This window comes from Microbacterium sp. SLBN-111 (assembly GCF_049739645.1).
Taxonomy (GTDB): domain Bacteria; phylum Actinomycetota; class Actinomycetes; order Actinomycetales; family Microbacteriaceae; genus Microbacterium.
The window spans coordinates 2,738,561-2,751,854 of the sequence record NZ_JBMGQH010000001.1; the positions used below are offsets into that span (position 1 = coordinate 2,738,561).

At 71.0% G+C, this 13,294-nt stretch carries 10 protein-coding genes; 8 read left to right on the top strand and 2 right to left on the bottom strand.

The annotated features are described in order from the left end of the window. Positions 1 to 28: 28 nt before the first annotated feature. From mmsA to RKD05_RS12695, 5 genes are all read left to right on the top strand, one after another. Complete coding sequence (gene mmsA / locus RKD05_RS12675) at positions 29 to 1,555, top strand: multiple monosaccharide ABC transporter ATP-binding protein (RefSeq protein ID WP_424711840.1); 1,527 nt, start codon at positions 29 to 31, stop codon at positions 1,553 to 1,555. Beyond that, on the top strand, positions 1,542 to 2,801 hold the full coding sequence (mmsB, locus tag RKD05_RS12680) for a multiple monosaccharide ABC transporter permease (protein ID WP_022878996.1): 1,260 nt from the start codon (positions 1,542 to 1,544) through the stop codon (positions 2,799 to 2,801). The genes mmsA and mmsB overlap by 14 nt, the downstream gene beginning before the upstream one ends. Before the next feature lie 172 nt (positions 2,802 to 2,973). Continuing rightward, positions 2,974 to 4,281 (top strand): histidine kinase, encoded by a 1,308-nt coding sequence (locus RKD05_RS12685; protein WP_424710456.1) that lies wholly within the window; start codon positions 2,974 to 2,976, stop codon positions 4,279 to 4,281. Further along, on the top strand, positions 4,269 to 4,934 hold the full coding sequence (locus RKD05_RS12690) for a response regulator transcription factor (protein ID WP_424710458.1): 666 nt from the start codon (positions 4,269 to 4,271) through the stop codon (positions 4,932 to 4,934). Before RKD05_RS12685 ends, RKD05_RS12690 begins: the two co-directional genes overlap by 13 nt. Beyond that, the gene (locus RKD05_RS12695; RefSeq protein ID WP_424710460.1) at positions 4,931 to 5,773 is read left to right on the top strand and encodes a hypothetical protein; all 843 of its coding nucleotides are present in this window, start codon (positions 4,931 to 4,933) and stop codon (positions 5,771 to 5,773) included. The genes RKD05_RS12690 and RKD05_RS12695 overlap by 4 nt, the downstream gene beginning before the upstream one ends. Positions 5,774 to 5,779: 6 nt before the next feature. Here the strand turns inward: RKD05_RS12695 and RKD05_RS12700 are convergent, their stop codons facing one another. Then, a complete protein-coding gene (locus RKD05_RS12700) occupies positions 5,780 to 6,703 on the bottom strand; it encodes an EamA family transporter (RefSeq protein ID WP_424710462.1) in 924 nt (307 codons plus the stop codon). Positions 6,704 to 6,743: 40 nt separating this feature from the next. Here RKD05_RS12700 and RKD05_RS12705 point away from each other — a divergent pair, with 40 nt between their 5' ends. Further along, complete coding sequence (locus RKD05_RS12705) at positions 6,744 to 7,238, top strand: MarR family winged helix-turn-helix transcriptional regulator (RefSeq protein ID WP_424710464.1); 495 nt, start codon at positions 6,744 to 6,746, stop codon at positions 7,236 to 7,238. On the opposite strand, the gene hrpA is transcribed toward RKD05_RS12705, so the two are convergent. Next, positions 7,235 to 11,416, bottom strand: a complete 4,182-nt coding sequence (gene hrpA / locus RKD05_RS12710) for an ATP-dependent RNA helicase HrpA (RefSeq protein WP_424710466.1) — start codon at positions 11,414 to 11,416, stop codon at positions 7,235 to 7,237. The two genes, RKD05_RS12705 and hrpA, sit on opposite strands and share 4 nt — an antisense overlap. 246 nt (positions 11,417 to 11,662) lie before the next feature. Here hrpA and RKD05_RS12715 point away from each other — a divergent pair, with 246 nt between their 5' ends. Together RKD05_RS12715 and RKD05_RS12720 are read left to right on the top strand one after the other, a co-directional pair. Beyond that, positions 11,663 to 12,256 (top strand): RNA polymerase sigma factor, encoded by a 594-nt coding sequence (locus RKD05_RS12715; protein WP_424710469.1) that lies wholly within the window; start codon positions 11,663 to 11,665, stop codon positions 12,254 to 12,256. Next, positions 12,222 to 13,217, top strand: a complete 996-nt coding sequence (locus RKD05_RS12720) for a CU044_5270 family protein (RefSeq protein WP_424710472.1) — start codon at positions 12,222 to 12,224, stop codon at positions 13,215 to 13,217. Before RKD05_RS12715 ends, RKD05_RS12720 begins: the two co-directional genes overlap by 35 nt. Positions 13,218 to 13,294: the final 77 nt, after the last annotated feature.

A 13,294-nucleotide genomic window follows, 5' to 3' on the forward strand; every position in this document is an offset into this window, starting at 1 on the left:
GGAGGACCTCGTGAGCACCATCCTCGAGATGCGCTCGATCACCAAGGAGTTCCCCGGCGTCATCGCCCTGGCGGACGTATCACTCACCGTCGAACGCGGTACCGTGCACGCCATCTGCGGCGAGAACGGCGCAGGGAAGTCCACTCTCATGAAGGTGCTCAGCGGCGTCTATCCCGCGGGCGACTACCGCGGTGAGATCGTCTTCGACGGCAAGACCGTCGAGTTCAAGGACATCCGCGACAGCGAGGCGGCCGGCATCGTCATCATCCACCAGGAGCTGGCTCTCAGCCCCTACCTCTCCATCGCGGAGAACATCTTCCTCGGCAACGAGATCACCCACCGCGGCCTCATCGACTGGGATGCCACCAACCGCGAGGCATCCAAGCTCCTGGCCCGCGTGGGTCTGGGCGACAGCCCCGACGTGCCCGTCAACGAGATCGGCGTCGGCAAGCAGCAGCTCGTCGAGATCGCCAAGGCGCTGTCGAAGGACGTCAAGCTCCTCATCCTCGACGAGCCGACCGCCGCGCTGAACGACGACGACTCCGAGCACCTGCTCGACCTGATCCGCCACCTCAAGGGGCAGGGGATCACGTCGATCATCATCAGCCACAAGCTCAACGAGATCCGCGCGATCGCCGACGAGGTCACGATCATCCGCGACGGTCGCACGATCGAGACGCTGGACGTCGCCACGGGCGGCACGAGCGAGGACCGCATCATCCGCGGGATGGTCGGCCGCGAGCTCGAGAACCGCTACCCCGACCGCGACGTCGAGATCGGCGACGAGGTCCTCCGCATCGAGGACTGGACCGTCCACCACCCGACGGATGCCAGCCGCGTCGTCATCCACGAGGCGAACCTGAACGTGCGCGCCGGCGAGGTCGTCGGCATCGCGGGGCTCATGGGCGCCGGCCGCACCGAGCTCGCGATGAGCGTCTTCGGGAAGAGCTTCGGCTCGCGCATCTCGGGCAACGTCTACATCCGCGGACAGAAGGCGGACACGTCCACGGTTCCCGCGGCGATCCGCAGCGGCCTGGCGTACGTCACGGAAGACCGCAAGGGCGCCGGCCTCAACCTCATCGACACGATCAAGCGCAACATCTCGCTCGCCGGCATGCGCAAGCTCACCAAGCGTGGCTGGGTCGACGGCGACGAGGAGTACCTCGTCGCCAACCGGTACCGCAAGTCGATGAACATCAAGGCCCCCAACGTCGACGTCGTGGTCGGGAAGCTCTCCGGCGGCAACCAGCAGAAGGTCGTGCTGTCGCAGTGGCTGTACTCCGACCCGGAGGTGCTGATCCTCGACGAGCCGACCCGCGGTATCGACGTGGGCGCGAAGTACGAGATCTACACGATCATCAATTCCCTCGCGGCGCAGGGGAAGGGGGTGCTCGTGATCTCCTCGGAGCTCCCCGAGCTCCTCGGCATCTGCGACCGCATCTACACCCTCAGCGAAGGCCACATCACCGGCCAGCTGCCCATCGAAGAAGCCACACCCGAGGCCCTCATGGTGCTCATGACGAAGGAGAAGGAAGCCGACCATGTCAGCGCTTAACACCACGACCCAGACGGGGCCGGCGACGCCGAAGGGCCCCGTGGGCGGTGCCGCCGGGGGAACCGGCAACATCGTGCAGTTCTTCACCTCGCGTCTGCGCGAGATCGGCATCTTCATCGCGCTGATCGTGATCGTGCTGCTGTTCCAGGCTCTCACCGGCGGGCGTCTGCTCACCGCGGGCAACGTGTCGAACATCATCGTCCAGAACAGCTACATCCTGATCCTCGCGATCGGCATGGTGATGATCATCATCGCCGGCCACATCGACCTGTCCGTCGGTTCGGTCGCCGCCTTCGTCGGTGCCGTCTCGGGCGTGCTCATCGTGCAGTGGGGCCTGCCCTGGTGGCTCGGCATCCTGCTCTCCCTCGTGCTCGGCGCGGTGGTCGGCATGTGGCAGGGCTTCTGGGTCGCGTACATCGGGATTCCCGCCTTCATCGTGACGCTGGCCGGCATGCTGCTGTTCCGCGGTCTCACGCAGATGACGCTCGGCAACACGCAGATCACGCCGTTCCCGACCGAGTACCGCCAGCTCGGCGGCGGCTACCTCTTCCCGGAGCTGTTCCCCGCGGCCACCTCGCCCGCGGAGTGGATCACGGTCGCCCTCGGCGCCCTGACCCTCGTGCTGTTCGTCTTCTCGCAGGTGCGTCAGCGTGCGAAGCGTGCGGCGCTCGAACTGCAGAACGAGCCGATGGCGGCGTTCCTGGTCAAGGTCATCGGTGGCGGCGCGCTCATCGCGTACCTCACCTACCTGCTGGGTGTCGCGCCCGGTTCGCGCGGTACGCCGATCGTCCTCGTCGTGCTGGCGCTCCTCATCATCGGCTACTCGACGGTCATGAGCCGCAGCGTCTTCGGACGCCACATCTACGCGATCGGTGGAAACCGCACCGCCGCGAAGCTGTCGGGCATCAACACCCGTCGCGTCGACTTCCTCCTGTTCGTGAACATGGGTGTCCTCGCGGCCCTCGCCGGCATCGTGTTCACGGGTCGCCTGAACTCGGCCGGTCCCGGCGCCGGAAACCTCTTCGAACTGGATGCCATCGCCGCCTCGTTCATCGGTGGCGCCGCCGTCCAGGGTGGTGTCGGCCGCGTGGTCGGTGCCATCGCCGGTGGTCTGGTCATGGGTGTGCTGAACAACGGCATGTCGCTCATGGGCATCTCCACCGACGTCCAGCAGTTCATCAAGGGTCTCGTGCTGCTGCTGGCCGTGGCCTTCGACGTGTGGAACAAGAACCGCACCCGCGGTTGATCCTCACCCTCCTCGGACGCCCCGTCGCCTCGTGCGGCGGGGCGTCCGTCGTTTTCGCGAACCGGACGGACCGCCCGCGGCTCACCCGGAACCGGGCATTACGGATAACCCGAACGAGGAGGCGGGCTGGCCCGGCTGACCCGGATACGGGCGGCGTCCTACCGTGGGACACATGACCACGGCATCCGTCCTTCCTCCTTCACCGCCGCCGCTGCCCGCGCTCCCGAGCGCGGCGCCGCGGACGTCGGTGCGCATCTCGTCGCCCGGGCACGTCGCCGGGGCCATCGCTCAGCTCGCCGCCCTCGGCGCGATCGGTCCGGCCGTGTTCGGCGGGCTGTTCAGCCTGCTCGGTGCGGGGGTCGGGCTCCTCTTCGCCGTTCTGATCGGCGTCGTCGTGCTCGCCGGTCTCGTGTACGCGCTCTACGCGGTCGCGTGGTTCGAGCAGGCGCGTCTCGAGGGGCTCTACTCATTCGAGCTGCCCTCCCTGCGCGTGCGGCGCAGCCCCAAGCCGGGCTTCGTCGGCGTGCTCCACACCATCTGGCTGCAGGCGATCGACCCGCGGCAGTGGCGCGCGATCGCGTCTTTCACGGTTTCGACCGTGCTCGGTGTGGTCGCCCTTCTGCTCGTCGGAGCTGTCGCGTGGGGGCTCGCCCTCGCCGTCAGCCCCATCTTCGGGTGGACCCCCGTCTCCTTCTTCGGCCTGCTGCGACTCAACGGCGTCGCGGGCCCGCTCGTGGGAGCGCTGCTCGCCCTCGTCGCCGTCGGCGCCCTCGTCGGGCTCGGGCTGCTGCACGGGGTCCTGGCCCGCGCGATCCTCGTGCCGTCCCGCGAAGCGCTGCTCGAGGAGCAGGCCCGCACGTCCGACACGCGGCGCGCCGGTGCCGTCCGCGCCGCCGAGGTGGAGCGCACACGCATCGAACGCGATCTGCACGACGGGGTCCAGCCCCGGCTCGTCTCCATCGGCATGACCCTGGGGCTCGCGCAGACGAAGATCGACGACGACCCCGAGGCCGCGAAGGCCCTCGTCGCCGAAGCACACGCCTCGACGAAATCGGCCATCACGGAACTCCGGCAGCTGGCACGTGGCATCCACGCGTCCGTCCTGGAAGATCGGGGACTGGATGCCGCCCTCTCGGCGCTCGCATCGCGGTCGCACATCCCTGTGACCCTCGACGTGCGCCTGCCGCGCCGATGCAGCCGAGCGGCCGAGGCTGCGGTGTACTTCTCCATCGCCGAGGCGCTCACCAACGCCGCGAAGCACTCGCGGGCCGGGAACTGCCGCGTCGACGTGCGGGTGCGCGACGACGGGTCGCTGTGGGCGCGGGTCGAGGACGACGGACTCGGAGGGGCGCGCATCGTCCCGGGCGGGGGCCTCGACGGCATCGTCAACCGCGTCACCGCGGCCGGCGGAACCGCGCGCATCGACAGCCCGCAGGGCGGCCCGACGACGGTGGAGGTGACGGTCCCGTGCGCATCCTGATCTGCGAGGACTCCGTCCTCCTGCGGGAGGGCCTCGTCCGCCTGCTCGCCGACGACGGCCACGAGGTCGTCGCCGCTCTCCCCGACGCGTCCGGCCTCGACGCCGCCGTCGCCGAGACGGACCCCGACCTCTGCATCCTCGACGTGCGGCTCCCGCCGACCTGGACCGACGAGGGCATCCGCGCGGCGATCGCGCTGCGCTCGCGGCATCCGGGGCTCGCCGTCCTCGTGCTGTCGCAGTACGTGGAGGAGGAGTACGCCAGCGACCTCATCGCCGACGGGCAGGGCTCGCTCGGCTACCTGCTGAAGGACCGCGTCGCCGACGTCCGCGACTTCCACGACGCCGTCGCCCGGATCGCGAGTGGGGCTACCGTCCTCGACCCCGAGGTCGTCGGGCAGCTGCTGGCCCGGCGTCGGCGGGACGACCGGCTGCAGGCGCTCACCGAGCGCGAGCGCGCAGTGCTCGCGCTGATCGCCGAGGGGCGGTCGAACCAGGCGATCGCGCAGGCCCTGTTCGTCTCGCCCGCGAGCGTCGAGAAGTACATCACCGCGATCTTCACCAAGCTCGGACTCGAGCAGGACGAGACGGGGAACCGCCGCGTCATCGCCGCACTGGTCCACCTGGGCCACGACACCACCGGAGCATCCTCATGACCGTTCAGACCCCTCTCGAGCCGACGCCGGTGCCGCCGCCCGCCACGCCGGCCGCGCCTCAGCGGTCGAAGGCCGCGCTGACCGTCGCGATCGGGACGATCATCGTGGGCGGCTGCATCATGCTCGGGACGCTCGTGAGCACCGGCTTCACCGCGGTGCGCGACCTGCGCAGCAGCGAAGCGGGTGCCCCGGTGCAGCAGAGCGCCGTCGACGGCGTGCGCGACCTCGACATCCGGGTGGCCGGCGGGGCGCTCACGGTCGCGTTCGCCGACGTCTCGGAAGCCCAGCTCGACGGGAGCAGCGTCGGCGGATGGACGCTCGAGCACCGCGGCGAGACCCTCAAGGTCGAGACGCCGCGTCGGTCGTTCGCCGACTGGGGCAATGGGGCGCAGGCGACCCTGACGCTCCCGCGTGAGCTAGAGGGCAAGAACCTCGACCTGCGCGTCGAGGTCGCCGGGGGCAGCCTCGATCTCGGCGGTGAGTACGGCGACGTCGACGTGCAGGTCACGGGCGGCGGCGCGACGGTGACCGGGAGCGCGAGCGCGCTGACCGTCTCGGTGTCGGGAGGCTCGGCGACGGCGGACGTCGAGGGTGTGGATGCCGCGAAATTCGAGGTCACCGGCGGCGACCTCACGGCCGACCTCACCGGCAAGGCGCCGGCGCGCACGAGCGTCGAGGTGACGGCGGGTTCGGCCGACATCGGGCTGCCCGACGACACGTACCGGTTCACGAGCGAGGGGCCGGGCTCGATCGACAACGGCCTGCGCACCTCGCCCACCGCGACGCCCCGCGTCGACGTGCAGGCGACGATCGGTTCGGTGACGCTGCGCACGTCCTGAGTCCGTTCATCCGGTGTGTGAGTCGCCAGGATTTGTCGCCCGCGACCAGCGGGAAGCGACAAATCCTGGCGACTCACGCGTCCCGCGGCGGGGTGGGCGCGAGACGGCGATGGCGGTGAGCACCGCGAGGATGCCGAGGAGCTGGCCCGCGCCGAGCGACTCGCCGCCGACCGCGATACCGAGCAGGACACCGGTCACCGGGTTGAGCAGGCCGATCAGGCCGACGGTCCCCGCGGGCAGCAGGCGCAGGCCGGTGAACCAGCACACGAATGCCAGGGCCGTCGCCACGACCGCGATCCCGGCGTAGGCGATGACGCCGATGGCATCCACTCTCGGTGGCGGTCCTTCCACGACGGCCGCGACGGCGATGAGGGCGATCCCGCCCGCGGTGAGCTGCCACGACGTCGTGGCGAGGAGCGGCGTGCCGTCGCGCCACCGTGTCGTGAGGATCGCTCCGAGCGAGGACGACACCAGGGCGACAGCGGATGCCAGGACCCCGGCGGGGGAGACACCGTCGGCGCCGAGTCCGACGATGAGGATCACCCCGGCGATGCCGAGGAGAGAGCCGATCGCCCAGCGGGCCGTCGGGCGTTGCCGCAGGAGGGGCCACGCGAGACCGGCCAGCGCCAACGGCGCGAGCGCCATGATCGACGCCGCGACGGACGAGGGCAGGAGCTGCGCGGCGACGTACACCAGGACGAAGAAGCCGCCGAAGTTCAGCGCGCCAAGCACGGGCGCCTTCCACCACCACGCGCCGCGCGGCATCCGGCGGGCGAGGAGCCAGAGGAGGATCCCGGCCGGGAGGGCGCGCAGCGCCGCACCCCACAGCGGCGCATCGGCGGGGAGGAGATGCCGGGTGACGACGTACGTCGCGCCCCAGGCGATCGGGGCCACCGCGGTGACGGCGACCGCACGCCAGGTAGTTTCCATGGAAGACATACTAGCTTCCGGGGAAGATAAACTGGAGCGTATGAACGACACCGACCGCGTCGACCGGATCGTGGAGGAGTGGCGCGAGGAGCGGCCCGACCTCGACGTCTCGCCCCTGCAGGTCATCGGCCGGTTGCACCGTGTCGCCGACCGGCTGCGCGAGGAGCTGCTCCGCGTCTACCGCGACCACGGACTCGGCGAGGGCGAGTTCGACATCCTCGCCGCCCTCCGCCGCCGGGGGGAGCCGTACGCGTGCGCGGCGGGGGAACTCGCGCGCACGACGATGGTGACCACGGGTGCCGTGACCAAGCGCGTCGACCGGCTCGTGGCATCCGGTCTGGTCGTCCGTCGGGGGAGCGACGACGACGGACGCGGACGCATCGTCGCGTTGACGCCCGCGGGGGTGCGGGTCATCGACGAGGCGTTCGCCGCCCACGTGCGCAACGAGCAGCGGCTGCTGGAGGGCCTGAGCCGCGCGCAGCGTGCCGATCTGGAGGCGTTGCTGCGCACCTGGGGCGGGGCGCTGGGGGTCTAGGACCCGCCCTTCAGCGCCTTCGCGAGGCGCTGCGGCGACACCGGCTCCGCCGTGCCGAGACGCTGGGCGAAGAGGCTGACGCGGAACTCCTCCAGCAGCCAGCGCGTCTGCACGAGGTGCGCCGGAGCGTCGGCGGGGAGCGGCGTCGCGCCCCCGGCCTCCACGAAGCCGGCGGCGCCGCGCTCGTACTCGGTCATGCGCTGACGATCGCGGCCGGGGTTGTCGGGCAGCGTCTTCACACGCTCGAGCGCACCGGCGAGGTATCGCGGCAGGTGCGCGAGGCGGGCGAGGCCCGTGCGCGAGATGAAACCGGGGAAGATCAGGCCCTTCAGCTGCCCGCGCACGTCGTTGAGCGCTACGAGGAGCGTGATCGACGAGGCATCCTTCATCGCCCTCTCCACCTCGCGCTGCGCGAGCAGGATCCTCGCGACGAGCGACACCGCCTGGAAGGTCTGCTCGACCGACGCGGCCGAGAACGCGTCGCGCACGCGCTCGAACTCGGCGCGCGTGCGCACGACACCGCTCGGCGCGTGCCGGAAGAGCACGTCGTCGGCGACCGCGACGCGCGCGTCCTCGATGAGGGCCTTCGCGTTCTGATACGGGGAGGCCGCGAGCGCGAGCTTCTCGTTCGCGGTGAGGTGGTCGAGCACGTACGTCGCGGGGGAGGGGACGGCGAGCAGCAGCAGTCGACGGATGCCGGCGCGGGTGTGCCGCGCGGCATCCTCGGGCGTCGCCTCGACGCGCAGCGCGACGCTGTCGCCCTCGTCGACGAGTGCGGGATAGCCGCGGACGACACCCCCGGCGACCGGGGTGTCGACGACCTCGGCGAGCTCGTCGAGATCCCAGGTCGTGAGCTTCGCCCGCGAGGCGAAGGCGGGGGATGCCTCGGCGACCCGCGCCGCGGCCGTGCGCACCGGAGGGCGCGCGATCGTCGACTCCACGCTCGAGCGCGCACGGTCGGCAAGGCGCCGCTGCAGGGCGCCGAGGTCACGGTCCGAACCGACGGCCCTCCCGCGGGGATCGACGGCGCGGAACGACATCATGAGGTGCCCCGGCACGCGGTCGAGTTCGAAGTCCGCGGCGCTCACGCGCTGGTTCGCGACCCGCTGCACCTGCGCCGCGAGCGCGTCGACGAGCGTGGTCTTCGGCAGACCGTTCGCGTGCTCGGGCCCCTTCTCGGCGAGCTCGGCACTGAATTTCTCAGCCCAGTCGGCGGCGGGGACGACGTTGCGGCGGATCGTCTTGGGGAGCGCGCGCAGCAGCGCAGTGACCAGCTCATCCCGCATCCCGGGCACCTGCCAGTCGAACCCGTCCGGCCGCAGCTGCGCGAGGAGCGGCAAGGGGACGACCACCGTCACGCCGTCGTCGGGGGCGCCCGGCTCGAAGCGGTAGGCGAGGTTCAGCGTCTGATCGCCCTGTCGCCAGCGCGCGGGAAACGCCCGGTCGTCGCCCTGCGCGCGGTCGCCGGTGAGGTCGGACTCGCGCAGGTCGAGCAGGTGCGGCGTGCGGTTCGAGGCATCCTTCCACCAGGTCTCGAACGAGCGGACGTCGGTGACGTCGGCGGGGATCCGCGCGTTGTAGAACGCGAACACCGCTTCGTCGCCGACGAGGATGTCGCGGCGGCGCTCGCGCTCCTCGATCTTCTCGAGCAGGCGGCGCTGCTCCTGGTTGCGGCGGAGGAACGCCGTGAGGCGCTTGTCGAGCACCGAGGGATCCCACTCGCCCTCGACGAGCGCGTGCCGCACGAACATCTCGCGTGCGAGCGGGCGGTCGAAGCGCGAGAGCTGCACGCGGCGTCGGCCGACGAGCTCCACCCCGAACAGCGTGACCTTCTCGTACGCGGCGGCGGAGCCGGCATCCTTCGACCAGTGCGGCTCGCTCAGCGACCGCTTCACGAGGTCGGGGGCCAGGTCTTCCGCCCACGCCGGGTCGACCGCCGCGACGGTCCGGGCGAACAGGCGCGAGGTCTCGACGAGCTCGGCCGCCATGACCGCGGACGGACGCTTCTTCTTGAGCCCCGAGCCGGGGAAGATCGCGAATCGCGCCCCGCGCGCCCCGATGTATTCGCCCTTCGTGGGGCGACCGTCGCCGGGCGTCTTCCGGTCCTTGGCCTGGGCCATGGTGCGCGGATCCAGGATGCCGATGTGCGACAGCAATCCGGACAGGATCGCGCGGTGGATGGCATCCCCCTGCGCGTGGCCCTCGGGGGAGGTGCCTTCCGACCCCCGTCCCACTTCTGACGTGGCATGTCCCGAATTGCGCGGCCTCGAGCGGCCCGATGCCGCACTTTGTGGGACATGTTTCTTCGCCCCGCGCCCCTCGCCGCGCCCCGCGCCGAGCAGCGACGTCAGCTGCCGGTGGACGTCCACCCACTCGCGCACGCGGACGTAGTTGAGGTGCTCGCTGCGGCAGAGGCGCCGGAACGCGCTCGACCCGAGCTCGGCCTGCTTCTCGTGCAGGTACTCCCACAGGTTGAGCAGCGACAGGAAATCGCTGGTCGGATCGGTGAAGCGCGCGTGGAACCGGTCGGCTTCCTCGCGGCGGTCCTCGGGGCGCTCGCGGACGTCCTGGATCGACATCCCGGCGACGATCGCCATGACCTCGGGCAGCACGTCGGCGCCGCGCGCCTCGAGCAGCATGCGGGCGAAGCGCGGGTCGATCGGCAGCCGCGCGATCTCGCGCCCGATGGCGGTGAGCCGCGGGCCGCGCTCGTCGCCCCGGCCCCGGCGCTGCCGCGACGGGTCGCCGTCTTCGCGGACGTCGCGGTCGGTGTCGACCGCGCGGGATCCCGGCGTCGGGAGCTTCACGGCCCCGAGTTCGACGAGAAGGTCGAACGCGGCCTTCACGCCGCGCGAGTCGGGCGGAGTCAGGAACGGGAACGCCTCGATGTCGCCGAACCCGAGCGACAGCATCTGCAGGATGACGGAGGCCAGCGACGTCCGCAGGATCTCGGGCTCGGTGTACTCGGGGCGACGGGTGAAGTCGTCCTCGGAGTACAGGCGGATCGCGACACCCGGGGACGTGCGCCCGGCGCGGCCCGAACGCTGCTGCGCCGACGCCTGCGACACGGCCTCGATCGGCAGCCGCTGGATCTTCGAGCGGTTGCTGTACCGCGAGATGCGGGCGGTGCCAGTGTCGACCACGTACCGGATGCCGGGAACCGTGAGGCTCGTCTCGGCGACGTTCGTGGCGAGGATGACGCGGCGGCGGACTCCCGCGACGGTGGAGCGCTCGAAGACGCGGTGCTGCTCGGCGGCGGAGAGTCGCCCGTACAGGGGGAGCACCTCGGTCGGGGCGGCATCCTTCTGGTACGCCCCGCGGATGGCATCCGCCGCATCCCGGATCTCGGCCTCGCCGGGGAAGAAGACGAGAACGTCGCCCGCGGGCTCGCGGTCGAGCTCGCGGAGCGCGGCGACGACGGCGCCGACCTCGTCGGGGTCGTCGGTGTCGCGCTTGCCCTGTGCCGCGCTCCGGGCTTTCTTCGGTTGCGGCGTGGGTGTACCGGCATCCGGGTCGGAATCGCCGCTTTCTTCCGGAGCCCGGTCCGCCCCGTCGAGCGGCCGATACCGGATCTCGACCGGATACGTCCGCCCCGACACCTCGATGACCGGCGCGGGCACCGGCTCCCCGCCCGGGGCGGCGGGCGGGGCGGCGAAGTGCCGCGCGAAGCTCTCGGGGTCGATCGTCGCCGAGGTGACGATCACCTTGAGGTCGGGACGCTGCGGCAGGATCCGCCGCAGGTATCCCAACAGGAAGTCGATGTTGAGCGAGCGCTCGTGCGCCTCGTCGACGATGATCGTGTCGTAGCGCCGGAGCAGCCGGTCGCGGTGGATCTCGTTGAGCAGGATGCCATCGGTCACGAGCGCGACCCGGGTGTCCGCCGACACCTTGTCGGTGAACCGCACCTTGTAGCCGACGGTCGAGCCGAGGGGGACCTGCAGCTCCTCGGCGATGCGCTCGGCGATGGTCCTCGCGGCGATGCGGCGAGGCTGCGTGTGCGCGATCGACGTGCGCCCGAGCTCGAGGCAGATCTTCGGCAGCTGCGTCGTCTTGCCGGACCCTGTCGCGCCGGCGACGATCACGACCTGATTGTCGCGGATGGCGCGCGCGATCTCGTCCCGCGCGGCGCTGACGGGCAGCTCGGGCGGGTAGACGATGACGGGTTCGGGGGAGGACACAGCCTTTCAGCCTATCGCGGCGGCGCGGCGTGCGGCAGCGCGCCCCCACACCGATAAACGCGATTCCCCCGCGGAAACGCCGTGCCGCACCGTTTCCACCGAGGAATCGCGTTTATCGGTGGGGAGGGGGCAGGGCATCGAGGGCTGGGCGGTGCGTGTCCCTCGAAAGGCGGGGTCAACTCCGACCGGCACGCGAGGATCGGAAAGAAACCGTGAACCCGAACAGGGGAGAAGAGCAATACGAGTGTGAGCACAGACAACGAACTCATCGCCCGGTCGCATCTCGACCCGGCCGTCTTCGCGGCGCTGTACGACCGCCACGCCACGGCGGTGTATCGCTACCTCGCGCAGCGGCTGGGCGAACACGCGGCCGACGACGTCATGTCCGAGACCTTCCTCGTCGCCTTCGAGCGGCGTGACGCGTACGACCGCGAGGTGACCGACGCCCGCCCCTGGCTGCTCGGCATCGCCACGCGGCTCATGCGCAAGCACGCCCGGCTCGAAGCGGTCGCGTGGAAGGGCATGGCAGCCGACATGGCGGCGCAGGTCGCGCCCGATCTCATCGAGCGTGCCGGTGCGCGGATGGATGCCGAACGCGCGACGCGTCGGCTGACCGCGGCGCTGCGCAAGCTCTCGGATGCCGACCGCGACACCCTGCTGCTGTACGCCTGGGGTCACCTCGACTACGCCGCGATCGCCGTGGCGACCGAGGTGCCCGTCGGCACCGTGCGCTCACGACTCAATCGGGCGCGGCGGATCCTCCGCCGTGCCGCAGGAAGCCCCACCCTCGAACAGGAGACGGACCATGGACGAACTGACGCTGCTGCGCAGCACGCGTGACGACACGCTCGCACCGAGCGAGCGGACCCTGGATGCCGGCCGGGCGGCGCTGATGGCCCGGATCGCGGCCTCGACCCCGACCGCGGACGCGCCGCGCGCCGAACACGTCGCCCCGCGGCGGCGGCGTCGGCCGCTCCGCCGCGCGACGTGGATCGCCGCAGGCACCGCGGCGGCGCTCACCGGCATCCTGATCGCCGGCAACGTCAACCTGGGTGTGCAGTCCGCTCAGGCGAGCGAGGTGCTCCGGCAGGCCGCGGCGGCCGCGATGCAGTTCTCCGACCTCACCCCGGGGCCGGGGCAGTACCTGCGCATCACCCGACACGAGACGTACCCGTGGTGTGCGGTGAACGATCAGGGCGACATGGTGTGCGAGGGCACGAACGAGGAGACGACCTCGGTCTACGTACCCGCGAACCGTGACGACGAATGGGTGCAGACCCGCGACTGGGGGAGGATGCCCGGAAAAGACGGGGTCGAGACGCTGCGCGGGATTCGCGGCGACTTCTTCGGTCCGGACGAGTTCGGCATGTCCGCCCCGCCGTTCGATCTCGAGTACGACCAGATCCCCCTCGACGGCGCTGCCGCGTACGACTGGATCCACGCCCGGTACATCGGCGGCTCCGCCTCGCACGACGAGGACGATTTTGTCCGCATCACCAATCTGCTGCGTTCGGGCCTCGTGCCCGCCCCTCAGCGCGCCGCTCTGCTGAACGCCCTGTCGCGCATCCCGGGCGTCACCTCGAAGGGGGGCGTCACGAATCTCGACGGAATCGAGGGAGTGGCGATCGGTCGCGACGAACCTTTGCGCTGGGGCAACCGCGACGAGGTCATCGTCGATCCCGCCACCGGCCAGGTCATCGGCGAACGCACGGTGTCGGGAACGACGTTCTTCGGCTGGGGCGTGGGGGAGGTCGTCAGCTCCAGCGCGACGTCCGCCACCGTCGTCGACGAGGCGCCGTGAACCCGCACCCGCCGGTAAGGCCCGAGGCGCTCACGCTTCCGCCGACCGAACCGATCCCCGTGGCGATTCCGCTCCCC

What these genes read in the sequence shown, in the direction of transcription:
- mmsA (WP_424711840.1), top strand. Translation starts at nt 29, where the DNA reads ATGCGCTCGATCACCAAGGAGTTCCCCGGCGTCATCGCCCTGGCGGAC.
- mmsB (WP_022878996.1), top strand. Translation starts at nt 1,542, where the DNA reads ATGTCAGCGCTTAACACCACGACCCAGACGGGGCCGGCGACGCCGAAG.
- RKD05_RS12685 (WP_424710456.1), top strand. Translation starts at nt 2,974, where the DNA reads ATGACCACGGCATCCGTCCTTCCTCCTTCACCGCCGCCGCTGCCCGCG.
- RKD05_RS12695 (WP_424710460.1), top strand. Translation starts at nt 4,931, where the DNA reads ATGACCGTTCAGACCCCTCTCGAGCCGACGCCGGTGCCGCCGCCCGCC.
- RKD05_RS12700 (WP_424710462.1), bottom strand. Translation starts at nt 6,703, where the DNA reads ATGGAAACTACCTGGCGTGCGGTCGCCGTCACCGCGGTGGCCCCGATC.
- RKD05_RS12705 (WP_424710464.1), top strand. Translation starts at nt 6,744, where the DNA reads ATGAACGACACCGACCGCGTCGACCGGATCGTGGAGGAGTGGCGCGAG.
- RKD05_RS12720 (WP_424710472.1), top strand. Translation starts at nt 12,222, where the DNA reads ATGGACGAACTGACGCTGCTGCGCAGCACGCGTGACGACACGCTCGCA.